This window comes from Stenotrophomonas sp. CFBP 13718 (assembly GCF_014842145.1).
Lineage (GTDB): Bacteria > Pseudomonadota > Gammaproteobacteria > Xanthomonadales > Xanthomonadaceae > Stenotrophomonas.
Map to the genome: position 1 here is coordinate 202,353 of NZ_JACYVC010000005.1, position 25,404 is coordinate 227,756.

Here is a 25,404-nt window from a genome sequence, read left to right on the forward strand (position 1 = left end):
CGCCAACAGGAAGACCAGAATGGCACTGAAGAAAGTAGACCTTGATACCCCGCAGCCTGGTGGTCGTTTCGGCGATCCAACTCGAATCGCGTGGGGGAAGCACAACGAGAACATCGATGAGATCCAGGCTCTCGTAGACGGCGCTGCCGATGTAGGCGCATCAGCGGCGGCGCAGGTGGAGGCGCTGGAAGGGGCGCTGGGGGGCGCCGCGTATGCCGAGACCACGGCCTTCGCGACTGCGGCTCAAGGTAAAAGGGCAGAGAGCTCCGTACAGCCGGAGCAGTTGGTTGATCAATCTGGAAAGAGCCTCGCGACGTTCCGATCCGCTAACCTCGGCGAGGCGCATCGGGCTTCGCCTATGTGTGTATCGCTCGCACGGAGCACTAGTTTCAGTCTTTCAAACAACAATCCATCTGATCCGATCGTATGGGGGGTTCGTGTTGTCGACACTGCAATCCATTGGAGTAGTGACAATCCAACGCGAATTACCGTACCCGCCGGCGCGAGTGGACTCTGGCGGCTTCGGGCTGCCATCGAGTTTCCAGCCCACGCGACTGGTCATCGTGAGGTGATTATCAGGCGAGGCGGAACCACGATCATGGCTCGGGTTTGTGTTCCAGCGATTGACCACATTGGTCGAAGCCAAGTTGTACAGGTTGAGACGGGGCCGATCCCTGCGGTTCAGGGTAACTACTTTGAAGTTCTTTACTATCAGAGCTCGGGCATAACGTTGCAGGGCATCGCCGCCGGAACGAAGTTTCAAGCAGAACGTGTTGGTGATTACCGTGGCCGCTGGGAAGGCGTTCTTTTCTCCGCTGACTACTCTTATCGCAGTGACTGGAGCAAGTACGTCGGCACTGGAGGGACCGTCATCGAGCCATCGGGTCTGTTGGTGACTGCGGACCCTGTAAATCCCAGTCTGCTTGCCGGAAGAATTCGGACTACGAGAGCAAATAACTCTGTTCAGTACCCAAGAGTTCAAGCGCAGACGGCCTCTTTCATAGCCCGAGACGCCAACATCTACGTGGCGCTCTCAATATTCGTCCCCGCAGACACTCACACGCGGCTTGCTGCAGTGGGGCATGGGATCAATCTCCACGAGGTGTACGGTCCGCCATTCGGCACACGCTCGCCTAACCTCATTCAGTATCATCCAGTGCATGGCCTGTGCATCAACGCCTGGATTGACAGTGAAGCTAAGAGGATCTGGACGCTGGCACCCGACAAGTGCGTAGGTCGATGGGTAGACATTGTGCATCGGGTGCAACTGTCAACCGATCCATCCATCGGTTATCACGAACTTTATGCGAACCTTGGGGATGGCAATGGTCGTGTCCAACAGACGTTGTCGGACGGTGTTTCGTCAGGTTTGCGGTTTTATTTTGCGACGGTGCTTCCAGGTGTCAACAATGGAGGCAACAATTTCTCTTCACTGAAGGTTTCATGGGACGGAACAAGTGAGCTGGAAGAGGCTACGATATTCTTCGGGGAGCACCGCGTGGGGCAGGATCTCTTCGTCACAACGGATCGGTCCGAGTTCTCCGCAGCCTACTGAGCACCACACCACGCCCTCATCGGATGAGGGCGTGGTGCGCTGGTCACACCTCCGCCGAAGCTGTTGCGCCACGGCGCTCTTGATATCTTTCAACTATCCGAGCCGTTTGTCTCATGAAAAATGTTTCGTAGTATCGGTAGCTGACCCATGCAAGCGCGAGGGTGATCGGAAGGGTAATTGTGAGAGTCGCCGCGAAATCAGCGGGAGGCGACATGCTTGGAAGGAAGCGTTGAACGAGCTCGATCACCGCAAAGTGGAATATGTAGCAAGAGAAGCTGACTTTTCCAATCCAGGCCAGCGGCTCATTGACCAAGACCTTCCATTGATAGGCGTACATCGCAAATGCTAGTACGAGGAACCACGTTATCCAAAGGTGGTTCTCTTGAATAGGGCCCTTGCGTAGGAGCACAATTAGGACTGGAAGGAACGCCAACAGAGTCAGGACGGTGATCTTGGGGGCGACTCTGTGTAGTAACGCGGGTACTGTAGTCAGTCGTTGGAAGAGGTGGAAGAACACAAAGCCAGCCGCGAAACAGGAGAGCTGATTCGGCAGCCAGCGGTAAGCAAACATTTTGGCCTGCTGTGCATCGGCCGTTGGGAATTGAGAAGCAACAATTGCGTGTGCGGCCATCTCTGCCAACGGGCTTAGTGCCACTGATGCAACGAAGAATACGAGTGCCTTTCGAGGCGTATTCACCAGCAGGAATAGTGCGGGGAAAAGTACGTAGAAGATCATCTCGTTGCTGATCGACCATCCTCCAGGCACCACCGAGCTAGGTGTAAATGGGTTCGTCATGTTCAGGAATAGAAGGTGCAAGGGGTAGTGCCAAAGCTCTGGACCCTCTAACCATCCACGACTGTTCGTGAACCCGTAAAGCGCTGTGTAGAGGGCGATTCCTCCCCAGTAGACAGGCGCGATCCGCATGAAGCGACGGATGAAGAAGGAACCCAGCGGGGCCGGCTCACGGCCGACCCGCTTGGTGAACATGAGCATGATCGTAAACGCGCTGACTAAGTAGAAGAGCGGAACGCCCATCCCGCCAAGCACCGTAATCTTGCGCATTAGCGCCGCTAGACCAGCGTGCCCGTCGAGCGTCATGGAGCCGACGTGTGTCACAACGACGCCAAGGATGGCCATCCCGCGTAGTGAATCAACGAACTCGTATCTGTTGGCGCTCATGTAGAAGCCGTCCGTGGAGATGGCGCGCATGATGCCACAGCAGGGCACGCGTCACTCTTTAGGCAGGTCTTTACTTCAACGCGATCCAGCAGCTCCGCGACGTTGTTCGTGGAAGAGTTCACGGCTTATCGGGTCGTGTTCCGGCAGTATGGGGAGCTGAGCCTTCAGACAGTCAACTCCGGCGGAGGAGCCGCAAGTACGCCGGCAACGACTCCGCTTGTGTATGAGACGGGCAAAACCTATACGCTGCGCGTAACGGTCCAAGGGTCGGTCATTCGTGCATATGTGAATGGCGCACTGATGGTGACCTACTCCAACGCGCTCTTGGCTGCCAATTCGCGGGCAGGCGTGTACTTCTTCGGCAGCGACGCGTAGTGCTTGGAATTCGTAGGCGGTAATTGAGCGTCCGCCTGCCCCACAGCCGTCAGCCGTAGCGGATGTCACAATTCTGGCAGTTGTCTACACCGGCTGGAACAAAAGTTGTGCAATTGCTGCACTTTTCCGCCAGCCGTGGCTCTATGAGGGCGTCGTAGATGTACTGCTGATTGGGGGTTAGGGGCTTCTGATCAGGATGCAACAGCTGCCGGAGGACGCCGGCGCAGCGGTCATCCACCATGTCGCTCTCATATTGAAGGAGTTCTTCCATCGCTTGAACGCGTTGGCTATCTACGAAGTTTCTGGCGGCTTGGACGAATGGGTCCGTGGTCATGGGGCAAGGTCCTTAGGTGAGCCCCTATCCTACTCGGCGTTCGCCTCAATGATAGAGGGGTCATTGTTCCGCGGTGAGTTCACCGCACGGCTCACGCGATAGGCTTCCATCGCTGGAGGCTCGCTGGCGAGCAGCATTGCCATGGCCTCGTTGGGCTCGGCGGCCATCCAGTCGTCCACCTGCCCAGGCTGCAGCCACACCGGCATGCGGTCGTGGATGTCCGCTGACACGCCGCTGCTGTCGCCGGTGATGACGGTGAAGGTTCCGAGGTTTCCCTCCGCGAGTAGCGGGCTGCTGTCCTCCCACAGTCCGGCGGCGAGCAACGGCCCGGCGGCGTGAATGAACCACGGATCCTTCTTCCCGTCCTCGGGGCTGACGGACCATTCGTAGTAGCCGGCCATCGGCACCACGCACCGTCGCTTCTTGAACGCAGTCCGGAACGCCGGTTTCGTGGCCACGGTCTCGATGCGGGCATTGATGGTCGATCCCTGCAGGCCCTTGGCCTTGGCCCAGAAGGGCAGGAGGCCCCATGCCAGCCGGGTGACCTGACGGCCAGTGCCGCGGTCGAGGATGACCGAAGCCCGCTGGGTCGGCGCTAGGTTGTAGCTGGGCGGCAGCTCGAGCAGGTCCTGGGCCAGGTCGGGCAGGCCGAGCTGGTCAGGCTTGAATATCGGGGTCTGGACGAATCGGCCGCACATGAGCTACATCTACGGCATCCAGCGTGATTACTCCGCCTAGAGCATCACAATATTTTATTCACAGTTCGGTTATGTTCGACCTCCCCATCAGGAGCCGGCAATGCCGATTCACGCAGTCGTCTACGCCAGCCACGTGGCCGCTGAGCTACCAGCAGAGCGTCTGGACGCCCTTGTTCAGGACGCTGCGAGGTTCAACGTGATCGCAGGCGTGACCGGCCTGCTTCTATTCGACGGGGAACGCTTTCTGCAGTACCTAGAAGGCCCTGATGATGGATTGCGTGCGGCCTATGGCCGCGTGCTCATCGCGAGCAGTCACTTCGACATTGTGCAACTGGCTCGAGGGCTGATCGGTAGCCGGCTGGCCCCGTACTGGTCTATGACAATGGTAGGTACGCCGCGACGAGACCTCGGCACAATCGCGGTCGCGGACTGGAACAGCTTCGTCCGCCGCGGAAGCTCGGTGAAGCCAACGGCGATGGACCACCTGGTCAGAATCATGGATCGGCACCGGCAGGACGAGTGCCGCGCAGGCTGAACCCTTCACCGCTGTATCGGGCTATGAGACTGCGCCGGCCTATCCTCCTGCCCATGGACGCCGACACCCAGACCCTGACCCCCATGCCTGACGGCTTCTACTGGAAGCCCCGCTGCCACCTCGACACGCTCCCGACAGGCCTGTTCCTGCATGGGGAGCAGGTAGCGTCCATGCAGCAGAGGGTCGATGGCACGTGGCTGGCCAGGCTGACCCCCGAGGATGGCGTGCATGCACCGCTGCTGCTCCGGCACTGTAGCTCGTTTGATGCAGGCCGGCGCGGTTGCGAGATGTGGGCCTTGCGCCACGAGCAGGCGCTGCGGCGGAAGGTGGCAAAAAAGCTACAGTGGATCCAAGACCACGTCGTGTTGCGGGGCAGGGGGAGGCAACTGGACCCCCGCGACGTGATCGGTCCGGCCTAGGCTTGCTCAGCACTGCCAGCTTGTCGGTCTGCTGCGCCTTGGATGTGATCGGATAGCCCAGCTAGCGCCTGCTGGAAAGCTGCATCGAAGAGTGGGGAGCTGCTGCCATCCCCGCCATGCACGTCTGCCACTTCGGGCAGTACATGGGACCACAGCTCCGCCAGAGCTGCAGGCGTAGGGTGGGAGGCTATGACCGCCTGCAGCCCGTACTCCAGAGCCTTGATGTAGCCACGTGAGGCTTGGAGCTCGAGCTCGCAGTTCGTCAGGCGTTCGAGGATCTGGTCTGTGGTCTGCGTCATGCGACATCTCGGGGAGGCTGGCCTCAATCCTACAACCTCAGTCAGCTGCCGTTGCCTGCGTATCGGCCACTGCGACGGCCCGGCCGGACAATGGGCCTATGACGAGAGAGCACGCAGGAAAGGCGCGCTGGGCGCGCGGCAAGGCGGAGGACTTGCATAGGCAGGCCCGGGAGCTGGAGCAGGACCGAAGCGGCGATTGGCAGGCCATGGCCCGCCGCCGGCGAGGGGCTGCATGCCTAAGGCGGGAGGCCGACAGGTTCGACTCGATGGCCGCCCGATGGGGTGACCCCCAACTGACCCCCGCCGCCTGATAAGTCATTGATTGCGCTAGACCACCAATGATCGCGACTGAGTGCCTTAGCCGTTGTTTTTGTTGATGTTCCCCAACCTTGACATGGTAGTGCTCCAAGTTGCTTTCGATGTAACCTCCGGCTTTCGTCCACGGAAGGTTAGAGATGAGCAAAATCACGGCGGGAGGAATCGTAGCCACGGTTCTCTACGGTGTATCCATAGCTTGGTATGTGATCGGGAGCGGTCAAAAAATTGCAGATCTCGAACTCAATGAGCTGGGCGACTTCCTTGCTGGCGTCCTCGGGCCCCTTGGCTTCTTTTGGCTTATCTGTGGATACCTTCAGCAAGGGATCGAGCTACAGCAGAACACGCGCGCTCTCGAGCTTCAGGTTGAGGAGCTTAAGAATTCTGTTGAGCAGCAGCGGGAGCTTGTCTCTGTCACCCGCGAGCAGGTTCATCTTGAGATGGAGGAGGTCCGCCGACAGCGTGAAGTTGCTCGCCGAGCAGGCTTGCCAATCTTTAGCGCGCATGGCGTAGGCGGAAGCTACAGTGGAGGTGCTGGCCGGCTGAGGGCTCCGATAAAGAACGTAGGCGCCGACGTCACGAGCGTGTTGTTTGTTCCGCCGCCTGAAGTGGCTGGGTTTGTAGGGACGCCGGTGCAACTTTGGGCGCGAGGGAAGGATGTTGACATTGTCTGGTTAGTTCCTGCTGGTGAGAAACCTGATGATTTTGAAATCGGGATTAGCTACGTTGACCGAGCAGGCGCGGATGGTGCTGCGATAATTAAAGTTTCTTACTATAGAGAAGAATCATCGCCAGGATGGATGGCTAAACTTAGTGTCGAAAACCCACAGTAGTTACAGAGTCAGGCAGTAGTCAGCCCAGCTTTCCATTAATCCCCGCCTTTTCTCGATTAGCGCTCCGCGACGATAGGCCGCCTCTGTTTTATCCCTAATCGCATGCGCAAGCGCCATCTCTGCGACGTCCCGAGGAAAGTCGGTTTGCTCTGCCGCCCAGTCGCGGAAGCTAGATCGGAAGCCGTGAACGGTGTATGGCAGACCGAATCCCTTCGGCGCTGGTTTCTGGACCAGGTAGAGCATCGCGTTCTCCGAGAGTGCGAACGGCGGAGCGGAGCGGGGGAGGCCGGCCAGGATGCCTGCAGCCGCCGACGTCAGGGGCACGACATGCTCCCGGCCTCCTTTCATTCGTGACGCCGGCACCGTCCATAGCATTGCTTCCAGATCAAACTCCGCCCACGTGGACCCGGTAACCTCCTCGGTGCGGGCCGCGGTGAGGATGGTGAAGCGGAGTGCCCGTCGCGACTTTGCATCGCGTTCCGGCAGCCTGGCCATGAAGGCCGGTACATCGACGAACGGCATGGCCGCATGGTGCCGCTTCGGCTTGACCTTGCTTGGCTTGGGCAGGAGGTTCTCCAGGTGTCCACGCCAACGCGCTGGGTTGTCGCCTTCGCGCAACCCGTGAACCTTCGCCCAGTCCAGCACGCGCTCGATGCGGCCGCGCACGCGGGTTGCGGTCTCTGTCTTGGTAGACCAGATCGGCTTCAGGCATGCCATCACCAAGCTGGTGTTGATCTGAGCGATGGGCAGCGACTCGGCTGGGCCGTAGTCCCTAAGCGACTGGGCCCACTGGTCGGCCTGGGCATTGTTCTTCCAGCCAGCGCGGTGCGCATCGATGTAAGCCTCTGCGGCCTGGCCGAAGGTGGCTCCTGCGCTCCGGGCTGCACGGCGCGCGTCGATGGGATCCTCGCCGCTGGCGAGATGCTTGCGATGCTCCAGAGCCGCGGCGCGCGCCTCCTGTAGGCTGACAACCTGAGTGGAACCCAGGCCCATTTCTCGTAGCCGGCCACCGCGGCGGAAGCGCAGCACCCACGACTTCGAACCGGTCGGCTTCACCAACAGGTATAGGCCACCGCCGTCGGCGTGATAGCCTTGCTTCGTCAGGGTCTGGACCGCTCTGGCACTGAGCCGGTTGATCGGGCGCGCCATTAAAACCGTCCCATACTTTGTCCCATACTTCCGGGTGCGATTGAGTGAGACGGCATGGTATGGGTGTGGAGTCGCACAGACTGATACGCCTAGCTATTGAGTCAACATGAGGCGCAGTGAGACAGCGCAATCGGCCACTCTCTCCGCCAGATACACAAGACGCCCCGAAAGGGGCGTTTTGCGTATCTGGTGGAGAGAGGTGGGTGCCGAAGCGACGCGGGTTCGACGGATTCGCCGGGAGCGAATACGGACAGCCGAATGGCTGGCCCTGGAGCGCGCTGCGCGGAAGGGTTGGGTGCATGGATGGACCCAACAATCGGGTTTCAAGGTGTCGGTTGGCTTGAGTGCCGCCAATCGTTTGTCCAAGCTTGGTCCGGTCATGGCTGATGGTAGGGGTTTTGGGGAGGGTCTATTGATGTCAAGTGCATTGCCTTCGCCCGGCCCGGTAGCTGCTGCAGGGCCTGTGCCACCCACGGCTGATGCGGCACGCCACAGTCACATAGAAGTGCAGATGCGTCCTTGCGTTGCGCACCTTCCTGATCATGGGGTTCTTTAGCCCGTGAGCTAGAGGAGCGGTCTTGATCACTAGTGAGCAAGGCCGGCCACTGAATCGAACCAATACGGAGATGGGATGACGACAATTTACTCACTCAGGGTCGCCAACACCGGCAAGGTTTTTGATAGAAGAAGCCAGCAAGGAGCTGGCTGGATCTCTGCGCTTACCCGTGCCCACCGTGTGACCCATTTCGTTTGTCTTTGCACGCCGACTGGCGAAGGTCGGCTTTCGGTCCAGTTGCGCAACAACTATCACCTGCATCGTTACCCTCGCTCTGGTCCGAGCCATCGTCGGAACTGCCGCTTCTACTCACCGGATGCCACCAGTTCGGGGTTGCAGGGTTACAGCCTCAAGGCGGTCAACGAACTAGACGATGGGGGGCTGAATGTCCGGCTGGACCTTCCACTGCGTCAGCCGCGTCAAGCCAAGACAGAGGCCAAGTCAGCACCGCCGCGCGTTGCGGGACCGGGCGTGAAACGCGACGCGATGTCGCTGCTGGGACTCTTGCATCTGCTCTGGACCGAAAGCGGTCTGATCCAGTGGTACCCGGCAATGGATGGAAAGCGTGGCGAATGGCTTGTCGCCCGTTTGATGGCCGAGCAAGCGCAACGGATCAGTACTGCAAGAATGACCTTAAACGACGTGCTGTTGGTGCCCGCCGCTGATGGTTCCAAGGAAAAGGAAAGGAACCTCCAGGTCGTGGCGACTGCCCGGCAGCACAAGCGCAACGTGGTCGCGATTGCGCCGCTGGCAAGATACAACCCGGATCGTGATGCAGTGCTCGAACGACTGCCCCTGCGCAGCGCCGCTGGCATGCCAGCTATGTACTTGGCCGATATGGCGAGGACGGCGCTAACCGAGAGCTTCGCAGCCGAGTTGAATGCCTGGGAGGCGGGGGCTCAGATCTATGCCATCTTGCATGTGAGCGTTCGGGCCGGAACCAAGCCCTATGCGGACGTGAACAAGGTCGCGCTGATGCGGGTCAGTGAACGCCTGATTCCTCTGGATTCCGGCCATGAGGCGACAGTGGAACAGTTGCTCTACGACAACCGACGCAGCTTCTACAAGCCGCTTCGTTTTGACTCGGCGCTTGATGCGGTATTCCCGGATTTTTGGCTGCTGGACATGGTTCGCGATTACCCGATGGAAGTGTTCGGCATGAACACGCCGGAGTATCTGGCGCGAAAGGTGGTCAAAGTCGCTCACTACAATGCGAGCTACCCATCTGGTTGGTGGCAATGGGATGCCTGTGCGGCTGCTACGATTCCGCCGCTTCCAGTGTCGGCTGAGTCTGCTTGGGTCAGTCGTCCACTGCGGATACGCCGCCAAGGGACTTGGCTCGGCTGCGTGGTCGGCTCATGCCTCGCCTGCGTCATTGCGCACCAATAGTATGATAGCCTTTGCCCTGCTGACAACGATACAGGAGGCCGAATCATGGGAACCGTGCGTAAAACCATCACTGTGACCGACAAGCAGGACGGCTGGATCAAGGCTCAGATCGATGGCGGTCACTACACCAACGACAGCGAATACATCCGCGACCTGATCCGCCGTGAGCAGGAGCGTAGCGCCGAAGTGGAGGCGATCCGTTCGGCGTTGATGGTCGGTGAGTCCAGCGGCGAACCGCGCCCCTTCGACGCTGACGCCTTCAAGCAGCGGATGTCGGCCAAGCATGGTTGAGTATCGCCTTGCACCGGCCGCCGAGCGTGACCTGGAGGTGATCTGGGCCTATACCGTTCAACAGTGGAGCGTGGAGCAAGCGCATCGCTACATCGACATTCTGACCGCCGCTTTTGCTGCTTTGGCGCAGTCGCCCAAGACCGCCCAAGCTTGTGACCACATCCGGCCGGGTTACCGTTGCAGCCGCGTTGAGCGGCACATGGTCTACTTTCGCATCACCGAGTATGGGATCGCGACCATTCGTGTCTTGCATGATCGGATGGATGCGCTGCGTTACCTGTGAGGTTCCGCAATTCCCCCCGTTTCTAGCGGTTGCCTAAAGTGGAGCTATGCTGTCGACGCCGGCCTTCTTGAGCACGGCGATGATCTGGCTGTCGGTGAATCGTGACTTTTCATGCAATCTCCTCGGGAAGGGTTACGAGAAGATTCCATTTATGGCTGCTGCCAACCTGCGGGGCGATTACCCGAGCAGCACTATAAGCTGCAGGCCAACTGCGCGCGCACTCTACGCTGCGTCGTCGGGAAAGACCCGCTTGGCGCAATGCTCTGGCGCACGTGCCAAACAGGTGTCCGCAATTTGGCCAACCGAATCTACTTCCCCGCCTCAAACGGCACCAGCGACGCCCACACCAGCAACAACACCAGCCACAGCCATCTCCAACGCCCCATGCCGTGCCATGCCGCGCGCCAAGGCCCCGGCAGCTTCTCACCACTCATGCCTGCCTCCTCTTTGCCGCCGATCGCAGCGAATCCACGGTGCGCAGTCCATAGAGATACACCCCGGTAAAGCACAGTCCGGTCAGCAGGGTACCGGCCAGCAACCAGAGGAGTCGGATGGGCCAGCCACCGAAACTGCCGAAGTGCAGCGGATCGGCCATTTCCGCAATACGCTGATGCACGCCCAGCGCACGGCCGTCATGCATGCCCATCACCTGCCCGGTGTGCAGGTCGACGGCGATGTTGTTCGCCCGCTCCCGCACCAGCCAGGCGTCGGCTTCGCCCATGAAGAGGATGCTGCCGCCATCGACTGCGGGAATGGCCGCGAGGATGCCGAGCCCGGGCCATTGCTGGCGGACGCTCGCTACCGCGTCATCGACGGCGGCCGGGTCTACGGGGGCAATGCGGTCGCTGCCCTTGGCCAGTTCCATCGTGGGCGCAGCCGGTGCATCGCCGCCGAGCGATTCGATCAGGTACCACGCCCCGGTCAACCCGATCAGCAGCAGAAACCAGAGTGACCACACCCCGGCCAAGCGATGCACATCGCCCCACAGGCGGCGCGGTCGCGAGGGGTCGGGCCGTTTGAAGAAACCGCGCCACCACTTCTTGTAGATGTACAGGCTGCTCAATAGTGAAAGCAGCAACGGGATGGACAGCGCCGCCACTAGTGGCACGCCCCAGGCCACCGGTAGCATCAGGTGGCGGTGGGTGTTGCGGAGCAGCCGTTGCGTATTGAACCAGCCGGTGTCGCCGGTCACCCGCGCGGTATACGGATTGACCCAGACGAAGCGTCGCTTTCCATCGGGCAGGTGCATCTGCGCGCGCGCCGCGAACAGGCGGGTATGGCCGGCGGTGATGCCTTCCAGTTCCCAGTCCGGATGTGCCGTCTGTGCGGCATGGATGACCGCACCCCAGCTGGCCTGCTCGCCCCCGTCAGCCACGCGCATGGGGGAGTGCAGCAGCCAGTCGATCTCCTGCGAGAACACCGCCAGCGTCCCGGTGAGGCAGACAAAGCCCATGAACAGGCAGAGCTTCAGGCCCAGCCAACTGTGCAGGTCGAACCACAGCCGACGCCCGCTCCCGCTGCGCGCAGGGCGGTTGGGGTGCGCTGGCGTAGGCTGGCGCATGGGCAGGCTCAGAAGGAGTACGCCGCTTGCACGTACACGCGGCGTGGCTCACCCGGGAAGTGGCCGGTGCGCTCGGTGAATCCACTGGCGGCATAGACCTTGTCGAACAGGTTCTTGATGTTGGCTTGGAACTGCCACTGCTGCCACTGCGTCTTCCAGCTCATGTCGAACACGGTGTATGGCTTGACCCGTTGGCCATCCAGGCTGACGCGCTCATCCACGTAATCGGCGCCGAAGCCGATAGCGGAGTTGATCGCCGGCAGATCGTAGCGTGTCCACAGGCCGAGCTTGTTCTGCGGCGCATTGGCGAAGCGGTCGCCCGAGGCGTTGGTGATGCCGTTGCTGCCGGCATCCTTCACCCGCGCATCGTTGTAGGCGTAGGTCAGGTTGAGCACCCAGCGCTCGGTGACATCGGCCAGCAGGTCCAGCTCCATGCCCGTACTGCGCACGAGGCCCAGGGCGGCCAGCTGGTTGACGCCGTCCACGATCTCGCCGGTGGCCTGCACGATATTGCTGCGGTCGATCCGGTACGCGGCCAGGTTCAGGGTGACCCGCTCGGCCAGCAGGGATTTCAACCCGACTTCCCATTGTTTGCTGCGCTCGGCATCGAACGGGCCGCCGGCCTCGGCGCTTTGGTTGCCCGCGCTCTGGGGCATGAAGCCGCTGGCAATGTTGGCGTAGACATTGACGCCGTCGCGCACGGTATACGTGCTGCCCAGCCGCCAGCTGATGTCGTTGCCATCCACGGTGGTGCCGGCAATGCGGTCATCGTCCTTGAACCCGTCCCAGCGCAGTCCGGCCAGCACATGCCAGCGCGGTGTCAGGGTCAGTTCGTCCTGCAGGTAGCCGCCATAGCGCTTGCTGCGCGTGCTCGTGCTGCGCCAAGGCAGGGCGGCCAGGTTGTAGTCGCGCCACGAACTTGCGCCGTACACCGGGTTGAACAGGTCGATGCCCGGCACCGGGCCGGCACCCCGCGCCAGATCCGCGCTGTTGGCCGTCTGCGCGGTGAAGTCCGCATCCTGCTGGTACACATCGGCGCCGAACAGCACCTTGTGCTCGATGCTGCCGGTGCTGACGCGCCACACGGCGTTGCCGTTGGCCGTGAATGCGTCGTTGTCGCGGATCTGGTTGCGCAGCTGGCGGGTCATCCATTCGGGCACGCCGTCGCGGTTGCGGTCGATCAGGCCCATCGGCTCGTGGTAGATCTGATGCTCGTTGTTCTCGAACCAGCGTGCCCCCACATCCACGTCCAGGTTGGTGCTGGGCGAGAAGCGGTACTGCGCCAGGGCAACCTTGGCGCGCATGTCGAGAAAGTCGGTGGCTTCGTTGTGGTTCCAGCGACGGTCGGTCAGAAAGCTGCCGTTGTCGTCCACAGGCACGCCGCGCAGGCGGTTGCCGCCCAGGTTCTGGGTGATGTCGGTGAACTGCAGGGTCAGCTCGCCGGTGTCGCCGACGTCGAAGGCCAGCGATGCGTCCCCGATCACGCTCTCGCTGTCCGCGTTCCAGCGCACGCCCTGTTCGGTGTCGCCATACAGCCCTGCGCGATAGCGCACGCTGCCCGCAGCATTCAGTGGCCCGGTGGCGTCGATCGATGCGGCCCTGAAATCGTTGTTGCCGGCCTGCAGTTCGATGCGGCGCTCCGGGGTGGCTTTCGGCTTGCGCGTCACGTAGTTGATGACGCCCCCAGCATCGCCGCCGCCGTACAGAGCGCCGGCCGGCCCCTTCAGGACCTCCACGCGCTCGATGTTGAACAGCTGCGGCACCGAAAAACCAGCGTAGGGGTCGCCACGCAGGCCGTCATACAGCACGTTCTCCTGGCGGAAGCCGCGCAGGGTCACGCCGGCGTAGCTGAAGAAACTGATGCCGCTGATGCTGCGGTACAGGTCGGTGATCTGGCGGGCCGCCTGGTCTTCAATCAGCTCGCGCGGCACCACCTGGATGGACTGCGGCACCAGCGCCAGTGGCGTGTCCGTGCGCGTGCCGACCGTGGCGTCGTCCACCCGGTAGAGGCTCTGGGCGCGACCGAGCACCTGCACGGCGTCCAGCTGGCGCACGTCGGGCGAGGAGGGTGGGGCCGCATGGGCAGACGCACAGGCCGAGGTCAGGGCCAGGCCCAAGGCAGAGAAGCGGAACGGCTTGCGGGTCATCGAGGTGGAGGTCGGTAGGTGCGAATGAGAAATATTAACATGTAGGCCGATAGCGTCGACCGCTCGGTTTGAGGTCCGGTCTGATGTCGCGACGAAGCCGAAGAGGCGCAGGTGCAGGGCATCGCCCGCCGTTCCGACGCTGGGATCGCCGCATTGCCGCGTCGACCCTGCCACTTCGCCAGGCCATCCATAGCCGTATCCGTGACCAATTTCGTTACCCGCCTTCGCCTGCAGCCAATAATGCAAACCCGCCTGTGCAACGCACCTGTAAAATCGTGTTTACCTGTCGACGGTGATTGAGGTCAGCTCTTGTCAGTTCGCGCGCTCGCTCCACACGATTTCGAAGCCGCCAGTGCAATCTGCATAGCGGCATTCACACAATCTGTTGCTCCTACGGTTACCGCTCAGGGTGTCGCGACATTCGGCTCGATCGCAGCCGCGTCATCCTTCGCCAAGCGTTTTGTAGGCGACAACAAAATACTCGTGTTCGAAGAGGCTGGACGCGTAGTCGGTGTCATTGAGCTCAAGGAAGGCCGACACATTTCCATGCTGTTCGTCGACCCGGACGCCCAGGGACGCGGCATCGGGCGACAGCTGGTTGAAGCGGCGCTGGCGCAGGCCCGGGCCGAATTGATCACCGTCAGCGCGTCGCTGCCCTCGGTGCCGGCATACACGCGGTATGGATTCGCCTTGGCCGGTCCGGTGGCTGAAGCTGCTGGGCTTATCTATCAGCCCATGAATCGCGCCCTGGCCGCCTGACTGGCGTCCAGAAAACGATCGGGCAGGCGAGCTTGGCAGGGCGCAACGCCGGGCCAGGACGAAGCGACGGCACACAGCCGCTCACGCTCTGGCGGCGTCAGGGCGAGCAGATGACAAGCCCGCATTGGGGAGCGCTTGCCGATTGCTGCACTGCTCGCACTGCATTACCAGGCCCCCGGTCAGGTGATGGATTGCCCCGTCGGTGATGGTGGTAACGTGGCCACATCGCAGGCAGCGGGCCGTGATGGAATCGACCACCTCGACTTCCGCCTCGGGAATACGGATCATTTCGAATCTCAGGATCTGGAATGCGCCGGTGTTCGTCATAGCTGATCCATGTCGTGACCTGCACTGAACGTACGCTCGCGCATGTGAAGTTGACCTCACCCTTTCGTGGGCCTAGCATCATGGGCTCTTGAGGGCATGAGCACGCTGCTTTCATATTTCCCAAAGTGGGCGCAATGCCAATTCGAGCAATTGCTTACACCAGCAATGCAAGTCCGGGGCTTTCCCTGGCGTCAGTCCAAGATTTCGTCCGAAAAGCCGCTGCGTTCAATATGCAGGCCGGCGTGACGGGTGTGCTGTTATCCGACGGCGAACGGTTCTTCCAATACATCGAAGGGCCGGAGGATGGGTTGTCTGTGGCCTTCGCCCGTGTGATCCATTCTGAGGCCCACACCGACATCATTGAGCTGGGCCGCGCGCGGACAGGTGGACGCCACTTTCCTTACTGGTCTATGCGAGTGCTGTCCACGGATGAGCGGGACATCAGCAAGCTTGTAGCCAGTGCATGGGACAGTTTTGCTCTCCGTCCGGTTCGCGATGAGCAGACCTTGCCTACCGGTGTGGAGGAGCTGTCTCAGATTGTGCTCCCGCACGTGATGGGCGGCCTTTCGATCTCTGTCCCAAGCCAACCGTAGGCGATGCACTGCTTGTGCGTGCAAGGCCGACTATTTGAGCGATGCCTGCCATCACTATCAGGTAACGGTCTGCCAGGAAGACGCGGTCATCGCCGACTTTTTTGTCAGGATGACTAGTGCTTACCGTGACTGGGGGTTAGGGCTGTTTTCTTGCATCTGCGGAACGTGAAAGGGTTTGCCTGGAATCACGAGCATGTGTATCGCATCTACTGCGAGCTGGAACTGAATCTCCGGATCAAGCCACGCAAGCGCATCATCCGAGAGACCCTGGAGCCGCTGGCGGTACCGGAGGCGGCCAACCAGACCTGGTCGCTGGATTTCCTGCAGGATCCGCTGGCCGATGGGCGAAGCATTCGGCTTCTGAATGTACTGACGATTTCAATTGGCACGGACTGGCGACGGAGGTCGAAATCTCCTTGCCTGCGCCGCATGTGATCGGCAGTCTGGAGCAGGTCGTCGAATGGCGAGGCAAGCCTGTTGCGATACGGTGCGACGTGGCCCTGAATACATCAGCGGGGCATTGCAATCGCAGGCCTAACAGCTGAGTATTGCATTGCTCTACATCCAGCCAGGAAATCCGCAGCAGAACGCCAGCATCGAGCACGATAAACCAGACGGTCCGCTACGCGTGACTTGCCAGCAAAATGTTCAACGATATAGAGCTGGGTCATGAAATTGCCGCCTGCTTGCTATGGAATAACAACCATGAGCACCGAATATGGTGGTCGGTGTAATCACGCCAATGCAGAAGCTGGGACTGGAAGTCGGGTTCCAATATTAGCGACGGCTAAAAATGGCGGATCACCATTAGCACAGTATTGAATCGCTGCACGAGCGTTGAACTTGGTCGTCACTCCATTTGTGGAACTCCGACATGTATGAAAGCACGGATTCTGAGCGCCAACGGCGTGACGCCCAATGGAGAGCGGTGTCGGCCCAATTCAAAGTCAGTGTGTACCTCAGCATCGCGACTGCGATCGTCGCTGAGTGCCTAGCTCAATGGTCCCCATTTTCCAGCATGCTTGGTGATGCCTGGGGCGTGGGGTCAAGGGTGGTGATCTACGTAGCGTTGTTATATGCGGTGATCCTGCCAGTGTTGCTGGTGAGAATCTTCGTTGCATTGCGTGATTACAAGGTGCCGACGCGCGCGCTGGGCGATCGCCTACTTTTCGCTGTGCTTGCAGTCGCGACTCTGCCATTGATCATTGCGTTGCCCATATTGCTATTGGTGATAGGACCTCAGGCCGTCGGAAGTGCTCATGCCACGTATACGCTGTTCGCAATGAGCTTGCCGGGGATGGCGTTGGGCGGAAGCGTACTGGCTTACGCAGCGGCTCTTGCCATCTGGATGTTGTTCGGAGGAATGCGACGAATGATGTCCACATGCGGTTGAACTGCAACTTTGTTCCAATGTACGGATACGCGAGCTGAAATTGCGGCGAAGCAGAAGTTGCATGCTACATGGAGCTTGTCAGGCGGCCTCGCCAATGCTCGCGCTGGATCATTTCGGAAAAATCCGGCCGATACGCCGGTTCTGCACGTACACCCGAATATTTACGGTTGACTAGAGGATCGATCTACGCTGGACACTCCCATGCATCTGTTCCGCATCCTGATGACACTTCTGCTGGTGGTCACGTCCGCCTGCCAAGGACCTCATGAGCAATCGCCCATGCACGAAGCCTTGCGCCCATATATGCACCAGCCCGGTGCCGAGCCCGCTGGGGGCAATGCCTTGGCCGTCTATCTGTCCGCCGACGACGGCCGCGTTCTAGTCGGCGGAGCACGAGCTGGCGTTGCAACGACGTCGCGCATTCGACTGTTGGTCCGAGCGGGGCGCGTTCCTGACGCCTATACAAGACACGAGAAGGGCGCTCGTCTAGCCGATGAGGGCGACGGATTTGTCCGCTATTTCCCATCATGTGATGCCTTTGCGCTGGGCATCGTCCGCTTTACTGGCCCCGACGGGCGGCGGGTTCACGCGAGGCAAAGCAGCGGTGGAACGCCGGGCGACGGAAACTATTTAGCAGAAATACAGCTTGATGGAATTTACTTCGAATATTTATACGCCGCGCGCAACCACTCGGATCATTTGCGTGCAGCCGAAATCGTTTCGCAATGGTTTACGAGGGCTAGTGAAAGGTAGTCAGCCTGTCCTATGATGCGATGTGGGACGAGTAGTTTTTTCTCGTGTTTCCGGTTCGGGTGAAGGTGAACAAGTAACTGCTGCAGCTCGACGGCGCTCAACGCACGGTTTAGCGCTGGCATGAACCTCAGCACGGAGATCAAGACCGGCAATCGGCGGGTAATTGACCACCTGCTAAGCCCGTTGCAGCAACACACCGCACAATCGCTGCGCGAGCGCGGAGCTCCCGGCACCACACCCACCGAGGAAAGCGGACATGTTCGAAGGCATGGATCCAGGTCAGCCGAGGCGGGAAGCGCAATGGCAAGAGGTTTCTCGTTTGTTCAAGCCGGCCATGTTGCTGAGCATATGCTTTACATTGGCAGCAGAAGCGATCCATCGCTTGCCGATGGTCAATCAGCTGATAGGCGGTGAACGCGCTGACGACGCGCGTGCATGGGTGTATGTGGCTCTGATGTATCTAGTGTCTGTTCCCCTCCTTTTTTTTCGGATGCGCCGTGCGCTGTCCGGTTTCAAGCCGCCGGACAATGGCCTGGGCACCCGGGTGTTTGTCGCAACCGGAGGCGCCTTGATCTGCATCGGCCTCATTGTGCTGCCGGTTATCGTTCTAGAGTGGGGCCCCAGCGCCGCACTGCGGGGACAGAGCCTTTATCTGCTCTTCTCGGGAAATGTACTTGGTACGACGCTGGTTGGCGGAGTACTCGGCTACGGTGCAGCCTTGGCCGCATGGATGCTTCTTTGCGGCGTGCCCAAGGTTGTTCTGCGGTAGCGGTACACGCGTGACTTGGCCCGCCAGCGACTGGCACCACCATCGCATTTCGCGCAGCTCCGCTCAGACCTTCCCTAGAGAAAGTGGCCACCAAGCACCCCAGTGCCCTGGGCCTCAACCTTGACGCGTAGCGCGATAACAACGCTTGCAACCAGCATGGTGATCGCCGCGACCACGAAGACCGTCGTAATGCCGCCCATGCCGAAGACGAGGCCGCCGAGTGCCGCCCCTGCCGCGATGGATGACTGCACAGCAGCGACCACCATCCCACCGGCACTCTCTGCCTGGTCCGGAAGAGCGCGAGCGACCCAGCTCGACCACGCTACCGGGACGCCGCCGAACGCCAGGCCCCACAGCAAGACAAGGAGGGTCAGCCCCGTGACGTTCACTGGCAGCAAGACCATGCCAAGCGCCGCAATGGCGACCAGCGCGGGCATGACGACGAGCGTGGCGCGCAGAGTGCGCTCCATCAACCAGCCCGCAAATAGAGTGCCGACAAAGTTGGCCACGCCGAACCCGAGCAGCATCAGTGCGATGCCATCAACATCGATCGCCGCGAAGGTTTCCAGGGCGGGACGGATGTAGGTGAACAGCGAATACTGACCGGTATGGGCCAGCACGCAGCCTGCCATGCCGATGGCAATCCCCGGCCGACGCAGCAGTGCCACTACGGACACCGCATGCGTGGTCGAGCGAGGGGCCATACGTGGCAACGTGAACCACTGGAACAGCAGCGTGAGGCTGCCGACCCCAGCAGCCGCCCAGAAGGCGCTCCGCCAGCCAAACAAGCCGCCCAGATAGCTGCCGAGCGGAACGGATACGACCGTGCCCACGGCAATGCCGCTGAAAATGATCGAAAGGGCGCGCGGCACCCGATCTGCTGGCACCAGGCGCATCGCCACGGCCGCTGCCATGCTCCAGAAGCCGCCCAGTGCGATGCCCAGAAGAACGCGCATCACCAGCAGGGTGACAAGGCTGTTCGACACCGCGACCAGTAGATTGGACAGGATCATCAGTACGGTGAAAGAGAGGAGGACATTCCGTCGGTCAAGCCGCTGGGTCAATCCAGGCACCAGCAGTCCGGCGAACAGAGCGACGACCGCCGTCACCGTTACCGCCTGTCCTGCGAGTGCTTCTGACACGCCCAGGTCCGTTGCCATGGGCGTGAGCAGGCTTGCGGGCAGGTATTCGGCCGTGAGAAGCCCAAAGACGCCCATGGCAAGAGAAAACACAGCGACCCATGCCGGCGGCGGCAGCTCTCCCACTGGCTCTGCGGGCACCTCGCGTGCCGGTTCAACGACGACATTACTCATTGCATGGTTCTCGACGAAGCGTGGAATGCCGAGAGTCTAGGGATGGGGTGTCGGATGATCTATGATCATATGACCTGAAGTTTTGATCGAAACACCGAGTCCCTCTATGAGTGAGCATGCTCCCGCGCCTGCGGACCTGATCAACCAGCTGCTGGGCGATATGCATCTGCACGGCGTTGAATATCGCCGTATCCAGACCGGCCCAGACTTTGGTTTGGGATTCGAGTTCAAGCCGGGTCACGCCTACTTTCACTACATTGCGGTGGGCAGCGCTGTGCTGCGTTGTGACGACGGGAGCGAGCACGTGTTGACTGCTGGGGACGCGGTGTTCATGCCGCGCGGCGAAGGGCATGCGCTGGTGTCCAGCCAGAAGCAGCGGGTAAGCCCCATCGACAGCTTTTCAGCAGCTCCCCTCAGCGATTCAGTGGCGGGGGTCGACACGTGTCCGAGCACGCATGCGGTGCCCAGTGCGGTGCTCCTCTACGGACGCATGGCGTTTGATCTTGGTGGCATGCAGGGGCTGAGCAAGTTGATGCCGAGCGTGATGCTTGCCGGTTACAACGACGCCCAATTCGCTGGACTCTTGCCGTTGATCGATTCAATGAAGCGCGAGGTGTGCTCGGGGCGGATCGGCTTTGCCGGCATATTGGCGCGACTGGCGGATGTGATTGCGGCCATGATCGTGCGGGGCTGGGTGGAGCGGGGGTGCGACGATGCGTCGGGGTTGGTTGCAGCATTGCGCGATCCCCGCTTGGCTCGGTCATTACTGGCGCTGCATGACGACCCGGGCCGGGACTGGACGGTAGACACCTTGGCGGCGGAGTCGCACGTGTCCCGATCCGTCTTCGCCGAGCGCTTCCAGAGCACCATCGGCGTGCCGCCACTCCGATATGTCACGCAGATCCGGATGCATCTGGCGACACGATGGCTCTCGGTCAACAAGCTTCCGATCGAAGAGGTCGCACTTCGATTGGGATACACCTCGCAAGCGGCGTTCAGCCGAGCCTTCAAACGAGTGAACGGTCAATCGCCTGGCGCGAGCAAGCGGAATCGGGTCGCCTGACAGCGCATTGCCACGTCCCAGCTGCGCCCACGCGACCGCCGTTGCGGGCCCGCGACAAGTCGGCAGGACGCGCGGAGGTCAGTCAAACACCCCCGCAGCCGAAAGCCTGAGCAACTCATCCACGACGTACCGCACCTTGGGACGCAGATTGCGTGTGCGAGGCCACAGCGCGTGAATCTCGATGTAGTGCTGCGCACAGTCCTCCAGGACCAGCTGCAGTGAGCCTGCCTCCAAATAGGGGCGCACCAGGGAAATGGGCATCTGACAGATGCCAAGACCGCCGACCGCAGCTGCGATGACCCCATCGCCATCGCTCAGGTGGTGCGTCCCCCTCGGAACAAACCCAGGCTTCATATTCTCTGGGCCGACGCGCCACGGGACGGCTTGTCCATAGCGGAGTCCGACGATGCTGCGATGGGTGCGGAGTTCATCTATCGTTCGGGGCACCCCGAAGGTCTGGAGATAGGAAGGTGATGCGCAAAGCACCAACCGTTGGTGGCCAAGCTTGCGCGCAACCAGACTGGCTGAATGTTCGAGCGCTCCGAATCGAATCGTCAGATCGATGCCTTCTTCAACGGGATCGACCAGATGATCCGTGAACGTCAGCGTGTAGTGGAGGTCGGGATGCGCAGCACCGATGCGCAGCAATATCGGCAGGAGTACGTGGCGCCCGAACGAGGTCGGCATGTCGATGCGTAGCCTTCCGACAGGCAGGGATGACCTGGACGCCAAAGATGCCTCGGCGCTGGCGATTTCCTCCAACGCGGCAGCGCATGTGGCGAAATAGGATTCGCCGTCCGCCGTGAGGGCGATTCGCCGCGTCGTGCGATGGAAGAGGCGCACCCCCAGCCTGCTCTCCAGTCGCGCGATGGCCTTGCCCACGGCCGACCGCGATATCCCTAGCGTCTCGGCTGCCTCCGTGAACGTAGTCGACCGGGCGGCGGTCACGAAGGTCGTCAAACCTGTCAGGGATTCGACAGCAAGCATGCGGATCCTATTGGGGAATTGTGTTCCCTAATGAGGGGATAGTTGGCTCCTTTATGCCGCATCCTGTCAACCTTATCTTGGTAGTCACTACATCGTTTGAGACGTCCGTTATGACACCCAAGCTGTTTGCACCCTTTGACCTCGCTGGAACACCGCTGAGCAACCGCGTCGTGATGGCGCCGATGACTCGCGCCCGGAACCCTGGCTGCGTTGCCAACGCCTTGACCGCTGAATACTACGCACAGCGATCCAGTGCGGGCTTGATCATCAGCGAGGGAACGCCCGTGTCGCCGGAAGGTCAGGGCTACATTGATGTCCCGGGGATGTGGTCCTCGGAACAGGTTGCCGGTTGGAAACGTGTGACCGACGCAGTGCATGCGGACCAGGGCAAGATCTTCGCCCAGCTGTGGCACGTAGGGCGCATGTCGCACTCCTCTCTGCAGCCTGGCGGTGCGGCACCGGTCAGCGCAAGCAGCCGGCCGGTTGCTTCCAGCTCGAAGAGTTTTGCGTTCATCTACCGCGAAGACGGGTCGCGTGGGACGGCGGAGCCAGGTCAGGCGCGCCCACTCGAAACCGAAGAGGTGCAACGGGTTGTGAGCGACTTTGTCGAGGCGGCCCAGCGGGCGCGCGAGGCCGGCTTTGATGGGATCGAGATTCACGCTGCCAACGGCTACCTGTTCGAGCAGTTCCTCAACCCGGTGACGAATGACAGGACGGATGCTTACGGTGGTTCGCTGCAGAATCGGGCGCGCCTGATCCTGGACACGGTCGATGCGATCGCCAGCCGGATCGGGTCGAGCAGGGTGGGTATCCGCCTGGCTCCGAATAATCGTCAGTTCGACATGCCGGAGTACCCGGAGAACGAGGCCAGTTATCTGTACCTCGCCAACGAGTTGGCCACCCGGGATCTCGCGTACGTCCACCTCAACAACAATTTGTCCCATGGCGAGTCAGCATTCGACGAAGCGTTCCTGCGCACATTCAAGCGTGCTTACGCCGGGGTCGTTATCTTGGCCGGTGGCATGACCCGCGAATCCTCGTTGAGGCTGGTCGAGGAGGGAGTAATCGATCTGGCAGCCTTCGGCCAGCCGTTCATTGCCAATCCCGACCTGGTAGAGCGCCTGGAGAGCGACCTTCCGCTCGCGCTGCCTGATCGCGCGACGTACTACGGCGGCGGCGCAGAGGGGTACACCGATTACGCGCGGGCTACCTGACCGTTAGAGATGGATGATCGGCCTCGGAAGGGGCGATCATCCGCTCACTGATTTGCTATGTTGAACACGCCCGATCCAGGGAAACCAGAGGTGTGGTGCTTCAGTGATAGAGACCCGCCTGCTCCAGCAGTTCGTTGCCGTTGCCGAAGAGCTCCATTTCAATCGGGCTGCTGAGCGGTTGCACATGGCGCAGCCCCCGCTGAGCCAGGCGATCCGCAAGCTTGAGAGCGCTGTCGGTGCACCTCTCTTCGTGCGCACCCATCGCAGTGTGGCGCTGACCCCGGCCGGTGCGGCATTTCTTCTCACGGCGCGCACCACCCTGAGCGCTTTGGAGGAGGGGGTAGCGCAGACGCGACGGGTTGCGCAGGGGATTGAGGGCCACCTCACGCTGACTTTCATCAACATTGCGCCCTATACCCCTCTGCTGCGAGCACTGCGCGGTTTTCGAAACGCCTGCCCCGGCATTGCGTTCACCATGGTGGAAGCCACAACCCAGGAGCAGGTCATCGCGCTGGAACAGGGCAGGGCGGATATCGGATTCATGCGGACGCCAGGAACGTCTGTCCCGCACTTGCGCATGGCCACCGTATCCAGCGAACGGATTTACGTGGCGCTGCCCGCCGGCCATCGGCTGGAAGCGGCCCCGACCATTGAGCTGGCGTCGCTCAAGGACGATGCGTTCGTCGCCTCACCGCGGACGCTTGGCAAGGGGTTCCATGACCAGCTGATCAGCCTTTGCCAGGCAGCAGGGTTCGTTCCCAGCATCGTGCAGCACGGCCGACAGATGCAGACCCTGATCGCCTTGGTGGCCGCCGGGTTTGGTGTGGCACTGCTCCCCGCGTCCTTGGCGACGACTGCGCGGGAAGACGTAGTGTTCCGCCCACTCCAAGCGGACCCATCCGATGAAATGGCCCGCCTGGACCTGTTCATGGCGTGGAACGAAACCCGGGCATCCACACTCCGCGACCGGCTGATACAGGCTGTCCTGCAGAGTCTGTCAGCGTCGTGACCTGACAAGACGCGCCGCGTCTTGCTGCGGTATGTAGAGCGTCCTTCACCAGCGCCACGCCAGCCACTACGCTTCGGCAGCATTGCTGTTGAGGATTTTCAATGCCTGCCGCCATCTATGTGTTTTCGCTGTGCGCATTCGCGTTCGGCCTTTCCGAGTTCGTTGTCGCTGGCCTGTTGACCGCGCTTGCCGACGACCTTGACGCACCGATCTCCCTGGTTGGCACGGCCATCGCCGCCTATGCACTGGGCGCCGCCATCGGTGCGCCTTTCCTCACTGCGCTGGTCGCCCACTGGCGGGACAGGAACATCCTGCTTCTGGCAACGGCGTTGCTTGGGGTGGGCAGCTTGCTGATGAGCGCATCACCCAATCTGGTGTTCCTGCTGGTTGTTCGCTTCGTGGTCGGCCTGGGCCACGGCGTGTTCATGGCGGTGGCCTCCGACGCAGCGACAAGGCTGGTGGATCCACAGCGGTCAGGCCGGGCGCTGTCGGTGGTGTGGATCGGATTGACGCTTGCATTGGCAATCGGTGTTCCCCTGGGCACCTATCTGGGCAGCCTGTGGAGTTGGCGGGTGGTCTTCCTGGCCATCGGCGTACTCAGTGTGGGGGGAATGCTGGGATTGGCACTGTCCATGCCACGCGGCGAGGTCGCGGTGGACTCAACCGGCGGTGGCGCGTGGAAGGGCATCCAGGCGGTTGCCCATCCCCAGCTGCTGGTGACGGCCAGTATCGGCGCACTCGTCAGCATCGCCACCTTCGCGTTCTTTACGTTTGTTTCGCCCTACTTGCAGCAGGTAACTGCGGTGAATATGCAGTGGCTGAGCCTGGGAATGTTGTTGTTCGGCGTCTGTGCGATCGCGGGCAATCTGCTGGGCGGATTCCTTGCCGACGCGATGGACGTGGATCGCAGTATCCGATTTGCGTTGATCGCATTGGCGCTGAATCTGCTGGGGTTGTGGGGCTTCGCACGCATGCCGGTCCCGATGATGATTCTGATCGGCACGCTGGGCATCTGCTTCTTTTCTATTGTGACGCTGCTGACCCTTCGTCTGCTCCGGCTGGCTCAGCGCTTCATTCCCGCCTACAGCTCGGTGGCAGCGGGATTGAATATCGCTTCCTTCAATCTGGGGACCGCGCTGGGTGGTGCGTTGGGAGGCCTCACGATAAGCTTTGCGACCTTGGCTTCCGTCCCGCTGACGGGGGCGTCGGCCGCGGTGCTGGCCGTCGTGGTGCTGTACCTGCAGAGGCGGTGGATGAGCGAGCCTTCAGAGGACATACCGCAACAAGCCGGGCAGGGCACTTGAC

Annotated in this window: 27 protein-coding genes and 1 pseudogene; 17 read left to right on the top strand and 11 right to left on the bottom strand. The window is 61.1% G+C overall.

The features are described 5' to 3' along the window. Window positions 1-19: 19 nt before the first annotated feature. Complete coding sequence (locus IFT58_RS10535; protein WP_192094791.1) at window positions 20-1,555, top strand: hypothetical protein; 1,536 nt, start codon at window positions 20-22, stop codon at window positions 1,553-1,555. A 43-nt stretch (window positions 1,556-1,598) separates the two neighbouring features. On the opposite strand, the gene IFT58_RS10540 is transcribed toward IFT58_RS10535, so the two are convergent. From IFT58_RS10540 to IFT58_RS10550, 3 genes are all read right to left on the bottom strand, one after another. Next, on the bottom strand, window positions 1,599-2,765 hold the full coding sequence (locus IFT58_RS10540; protein ID WP_192094793.1) for an acyltransferase: 1,167 nt from the start codon (window positions 2,763-2,765) through the stop codon (window positions 1,599-1,601). A gap of 394 nt (window positions 2,766-3,159) precedes the next feature. Beyond that, window positions 3,160-3,444, bottom strand: a complete 285-nt coding sequence (locus tag IFT58_RS10545) for a hypothetical protein (protein WP_192094795.1) — start codon at window positions 3,442-3,444, stop codon at window positions 3,160-3,162. A 29-nt stretch (window positions 3,445-3,473) separates the two neighbouring features. Continuing rightward, window positions 3,474-4,142, bottom strand: coding sequence for an SOS response-associated peptidase (locus IFT58_RS10550; protein ID WP_192094797.1), 669 nt, complete (start codon window positions 4,140-4,142; stop codon window positions 3,474-3,476). Between the two features lie 100 nt (window positions 4,143-4,242). Between IFT58_RS10550 and IFT58_RS10555 the strand changes: the two genes are divergently transcribed. Together IFT58_RS10555 and IFT58_RS10560 are read left to right on the top strand one after the other, a co-directional pair. Then, window positions 4,243-4,677 carry a BLUF domain-containing protein gene (locus tag IFT58_RS10555; RefSeq protein ID WP_192094799.1) on the top strand — a complete coding sequence of 145 codons (435 nt, stop codon included), beginning with the start codon at window positions 4,243-4,245 and terminating at the stop codon, window positions 4,675-4,677. A 53-nt stretch (window positions 4,678-4,730) separates the two neighbouring features. Next, window positions 4,731-5,096, top strand: coding sequence for a hypothetical protein (locus IFT58_RS10560; RefSeq protein ID WP_192094801.1), 366 nt, complete (start codon window positions 4,731-4,733; stop codon window positions 5,094-5,096). Here the strand turns inward: IFT58_RS10560 and IFT58_RS10565 are convergent. Then, the gene (locus IFT58_RS10565) at window positions 5,093-5,395 is read right to left on the bottom strand and encodes a hypothetical protein (RefSeq protein ID WP_192094803.1); all 303 of its coding nucleotides are present in this window, start codon (window positions 5,393-5,395) and stop codon (window positions 5,093-5,095) included. The two genes, IFT58_RS10560 and IFT58_RS10565, sit on opposite strands and share 4 nt — an antisense overlap. A 455-nt stretch (window positions 5,396-5,850) precedes the next feature. Here IFT58_RS10565 and IFT58_RS10570 point away from each other — a divergent pair, with 455 nt between their 5' ends. Further along, window positions 5,851-6,543 carry a hypothetical protein gene (locus tag IFT58_RS10570; protein WP_192094805.1) on the top strand — a complete coding sequence of 231 codons (693 nt, stop codon included), beginning with the start codon at window positions 5,851-5,853 and terminating at the stop codon, window positions 6,541-6,543. Here IFT58_RS10570 and IFT58_RS10575 read toward each other — a convergent pair whose 3' ends face one another. After that, window positions 6,544-7,692, bottom strand: coding sequence for a site-specific integrase (locus IFT58_RS10575; RefSeq protein WP_192094807.1), 1,149 nt, complete (start codon window positions 7,690-7,692; stop codon window positions 6,544-6,546). A gap of 631 nt (window positions 7,693-8,323) precedes the next feature. Here IFT58_RS10575 and IFT58_RS10580 point away from each other — a divergent pair. From IFT58_RS10580 to IFT58_RS10590, 3 genes are read left to right on the top strand one after another with little or no spacing between them, the layout of a single operon-like run. Further along, entirely contained in the window at window positions 8,324-9,637 is a 1,314-nt protein-coding gene (locus IFT58_RS10580; RefSeq protein WP_192094809.1) for a DUF1173 family protein, read from the top strand. Window positions 9,638-9,682: 45 nt separating this feature from the next. Beyond that, window positions 9,683-9,928 (top strand): type II toxin-antitoxin system ParD family antitoxin, encoded by a 246-nt coding sequence (locus IFT58_RS10585; RefSeq protein ID WP_192079899.1) that lies wholly within the window; start codon window positions 9,683-9,685, stop codon window positions 9,926-9,928. Beyond that, a complete protein-coding gene (locus IFT58_RS10590; protein WP_192094811.1) occupies window positions 9,921-10,211 on the top strand; it encodes a type II toxin-antitoxin system RelE/ParE family toxin in 291 nt (96 codons plus the stop codon). The genes IFT58_RS10585 and IFT58_RS10590 overlap by 8 nt, the downstream gene beginning before the upstream one ends. Before the next feature lie 308 nt (window positions 10,212-10,519). On the opposite strand, the gene IFT58_RS18935 is transcribed toward IFT58_RS10590, so the two are convergent. Genes IFT58_RS18935 through IFT58_RS10600 form a run of 3 tightly spaced genes read right to left on the bottom strand, consistent with a single transcriptional unit; the run spans window position 10,520 to window position 13,919 of the window. Further along, on the bottom strand, window positions 10,520-10,645 hold the full coding sequence (locus tag IFT58_RS18935; protein ID WP_274602776.1) for a hypothetical protein: 126 nt from the start codon (window positions 10,643-10,645) through the stop codon (window positions 10,520-10,522). Further along, a complete protein-coding gene (locus IFT58_RS10595; RefSeq protein WP_192094813.1) occupies window positions 10,642-11,772 on the bottom strand; it encodes a PepSY-associated TM helix domain-containing protein in 1,131 nt (376 codons plus the stop codon). Before IFT58_RS10595 ends, IFT58_RS18935 begins: the two co-directional genes overlap by 4 nt. 8 nt (window positions 11,773-11,780) lie before the next feature. Next, window positions 11,781-13,919: a TonB-dependent receptor gene (locus IFT58_RS10600; RefSeq protein WP_192094815.1), complete on the bottom strand. Its 2,139-nt coding sequence runs from the start codon at window positions 13,917-13,919 to the stop codon at window positions 11,781-11,783. Window positions 13,920-14,228: 309 nt separating this feature from the next. Between IFT58_RS10600 and IFT58_RS10605 the strand changes: the two genes are divergently transcribed. After that, complete coding sequence (locus IFT58_RS10605) at window positions 14,229-14,678, top strand: GNAT family N-acetyltransferase (protein ID WP_192094816.1); 450 nt, start codon at window positions 14,229-14,231, stop codon at window positions 14,676-14,678. Between the two features lie 81 nt (window positions 14,679-14,759). Here IFT58_RS10605 and IFT58_RS10610 read toward each other — a convergent pair whose 3' ends face one another. Then, on the bottom strand, window positions 14,760-15,005 hold the full coding sequence (locus tag IFT58_RS10610) for a hypothetical protein (protein WP_192094817.1): 246 nt from the start codon (window positions 15,003-15,005) through the stop codon (window positions 14,760-14,762). A gap of 134 nt (window positions 15,006-15,139) precedes the next feature. Between IFT58_RS10610 and IFT58_RS10615 the strand changes: the two genes are divergently transcribed. The 5 genes and pseudogenes from IFT58_RS10615 (at window position 15,140) to IFT58_RS10635 (ending at window position 18,513) form a co-directional block, all read left to right on the top strand. Further along, a complete protein-coding gene (locus IFT58_RS10615) occupies window positions 15,140-15,598 on the top strand; it encodes a BLUF domain-containing protein (RefSeq protein ID WP_192094818.1) in 459 nt (152 codons plus the stop codon). Between the two features lie 73 nt (window positions 15,599-15,671). Further along, a pseudogene (locus IFT58_RS18810) lies at window positions 15,672-16,379 on the top strand (DDE-type integrase/transposase/recombinase); the annotation flags it as partial. A 93-nt stretch (window positions 16,380-16,472) separates the two neighbouring features. Continuing rightward, window positions 16,473-16,991 carry a hypothetical protein gene (locus IFT58_RS10625; RefSeq protein ID WP_192094820.1) on the top strand — a complete coding sequence of 173 codons (519 nt, stop codon included), beginning with the start codon at window positions 16,473-16,475 and terminating at the stop codon, window positions 16,989-16,991. Between the two features lie 201 nt (window positions 16,992-17,192). After that, entirely contained in the window at window positions 17,193-17,744 is a 552-nt protein-coding gene (locus tag IFT58_RS10630; RefSeq protein WP_192094821.1) for a hypothetical protein, read from the top strand. Between the two features lie 256 nt (window positions 17,745-18,000). Beyond that, a complete protein-coding gene (locus IFT58_RS10635) occupies window positions 18,001-18,513 on the top strand; it encodes a transporter (RefSeq protein ID WP_192094822.1) in 513 nt (170 codons plus the stop codon). 74 nt (window positions 18,514-18,587) lie between these two features. Here IFT58_RS10635 and IFT58_RS10640 read toward each other — a convergent pair whose 3' ends face one another. Further along, window positions 18,588-19,826, bottom strand: a complete 1,239-nt coding sequence (locus IFT58_RS10640; RefSeq protein ID WP_192094824.1) for an MFS transporter — start codon at window positions 19,824-19,826, stop codon at window positions 18,588-18,590. A 106-nt stretch (window positions 19,827-19,932) separates the two neighbouring features. On the opposite strand from IFT58_RS10640, the gene IFT58_RS10645 reads away from it, so the two are divergent. Beyond that, the gene (locus IFT58_RS10645; protein WP_192094825.1) at window positions 19,933-20,889 is read left to right on the top strand and encodes an AraC family transcriptional regulator; all 957 of its coding nucleotides are present in this window, start codon (window positions 19,933-19,935) and stop codon (window positions 20,887-20,889) included. Between the two features lie 78 nt (window positions 20,890-20,967). Here IFT58_RS10645 and IFT58_RS10650 read toward each other — a convergent pair whose 3' ends face one another. After that, complete coding sequence (locus tag IFT58_RS10650; protein ID WP_192094826.1) at window positions 20,968-21,876, bottom strand: LysR family transcriptional regulator; 909 nt, start codon at window positions 21,874-21,876, stop codon at window positions 20,968-20,970. A gap of 110 nt (window positions 21,877-21,986) precedes the next feature. Here IFT58_RS10650 and IFT58_RS10655 point away from each other — a divergent pair, with 110 nt between their 5' ends. The 3 genes from IFT58_RS10655 (at window position 21,987) to IFT58_RS10665 (ending at window position 25,403) form a co-directional block, all read left to right on the top strand. Beyond that, window positions 21,987-23,090, top strand: coding sequence for an alkene reductase (locus IFT58_RS10655; protein ID WP_192094828.1), 1,104 nt, complete (start codon window positions 21,987-21,989; stop codon window positions 23,088-23,090). 103 nt (window positions 23,091-23,193) lie between these two features. Then, window positions 23,194-24,099, top strand: a complete 906-nt coding sequence (locus tag IFT58_RS10660) for a LysR substrate-binding domain-containing protein (RefSeq protein ID WP_192094830.1) — start codon at window positions 23,194-23,196, stop codon at window positions 24,097-24,099. A 101-nt stretch (window positions 24,100-24,200) separates the two neighbouring features. Next, entirely contained in the window at window positions 24,201-25,403 is a 1,203-nt protein-coding gene (locus tag IFT58_RS10665; RefSeq protein ID WP_192094831.1) for an MFS transporter, read from the top strand. Window position 25,404 lies beyond the last annotated feature (1 nt).

Coding starts and splice junctions, on each gene's coding strand:
- IFT58_RS10535 (WP_192094791.1), top strand. CDS start 20: ATGGCACTGAAGAAAGTAGACCTTGATACCCCGCAGCCTGGTGGTCGT.
- IFT58_RS10540 (WP_192094793.1), bottom strand. CDS start 2,765: ATGCGCGCCATCTCCACGGACGGCTTCTACATGAGCGCCAACAGATAC.
- IFT58_RS10545 (WP_192094795.1), bottom strand. CDS start 3,444: ATGACCACGGACCCATTCGTCCAAGCCGCCAGAAACTTCGTAGATAGC.
- IFT58_RS10550 (WP_192094797.1), bottom strand. CDS start 4,142: ATGTGCGGCCGATTCGTCCAGACCCCGATATTCAAGCCTGACCAGCTC.
- IFT58_RS10555 (WP_192094799.1), top strand. CDS start 4,243: ATGCCGATTCACGCAGTCGTCTACGCCAGCCACGTGGCCGCTGAGCTA.
- IFT58_RS10560 (WP_192094801.1), top strand. CDS start 4,731: ATGGACGCCGACACCCAGACCCTGACCCCCATGCCTGACGGCTTCTAC.
- IFT58_RS10565 (WP_192094803.1), bottom strand. CDS start 5,395: ATGACGCAGACCACAGACCAGATCCTCGAACGCCTGACGAACTGCGAG.
- IFT58_RS10570 (WP_192094805.1), top strand. CDS start 5,851: ATGAGCAAAATCACGGCGGGAGGAATCGTAGCCACGGTTCTCTACGGT.
- IFT58_RS10575 (WP_192094807.1), bottom strand. CDS start 7,692: ATGGCGCGCCCGATCAACCGGCTCAGTGCCAGAGCGGTCCAGACCCTG.
- IFT58_RS10580 (WP_192094809.1), top strand. CDS start 8,324: ATGACGACAATTTACTCACTCAGGGTCGCCAACACCGGCAAGGTTTTT.
- IFT58_RS10585 (WP_192079899.1), top strand. CDS start 9,683: ATGGGAACCGTGCGTAAAACCATCACTGTGACCGACAAGCAGGACGGC.
- IFT58_RS10590 (WP_192094811.1), top strand. CDS start 9,921: ATGGTTGAGTATCGCCTTGCACCGGCCGCCGAGCGTGACCTGGAGGTG.
- IFT58_RS18935 (WP_274602776.1), bottom strand. CDS start 10,645: ATGAGTGGTGAGAAGCTGCCGGGGCCTTGGCGCGCGGCATGGCACGGC.
- IFT58_RS10595 (WP_192094813.1), bottom strand. CDS start 11,772: ATGCGCCAGCCTACGCCAGCGCACCCCAACCGCCCTGCGCGCAGCGGG.
- IFT58_RS10600 (WP_192094815.1), bottom strand. CDS start 13,919: ATGACCCGCAAGCCGTTCCGCTTCTCTGCCTTGGGCCTGGCCCTGACC.
- IFT58_RS10610 (WP_192094817.1), bottom strand. CDS start 15,005: ATGACGAACACCGGCGCATTCCAGATCCTGAGATTCGAAATGATCCGT.
- IFT58_RS10615 (WP_192094818.1), top strand. CDS start 15,140: ATGCCAATTCGAGCAATTGCTTACACCAGCAATGCAAGTCCGGGGCTT.
- IFT58_RS10625 (WP_192094820.1), top strand. CDS start 16,473: ATGTATGAAAGCACGGATTCTGAGCGCCAACGGCGTGACGCCCAATGG.
- IFT58_RS10630 (WP_192094821.1), top strand. CDS start 17,193: ATGCATCTGTTCCGCATCCTGATGACACTTCTGCTGGTGGTCACGTCC.
- IFT58_RS10635 (WP_192094822.1), top strand. CDS start 18,001: ATGTTCGAAGGCATGGATCCAGGTCAGCCGAGGCGGGAAGCGCAATGG.
- IFT58_RS10640 (WP_192094824.1), bottom strand. CDS start 19,826: ATGAGTAATGTCGTCGTTGAACCGGCACGCGAGGTGCCCGCAGAGCCA.
- IFT58_RS10645 (WP_192094825.1), top strand. CDS start 19,933: ATGAGTGAGCATGCTCCCGCGCCTGCGGACCTGATCAACCAGCTGCTG.
- IFT58_RS10650 (WP_192094826.1), bottom strand. CDS start 21,876: ATGCTTGCTGTCGAATCCCTGACAGGTTTGACGACCTTCGTGACCGCC.
- IFT58_RS10655 (WP_192094828.1), top strand. CDS start 21,987: ATGACACCCAAGCTGTTTGCACCCTTTGACCTCGCTGGAACACCGCTG.
- IFT58_RS10665 (WP_192094831.1), top strand. CDS start 24,201: ATGCCTGCCGCCATCTATGTGTTTTCGCTGTGCGCATTCGCGTTCGGC.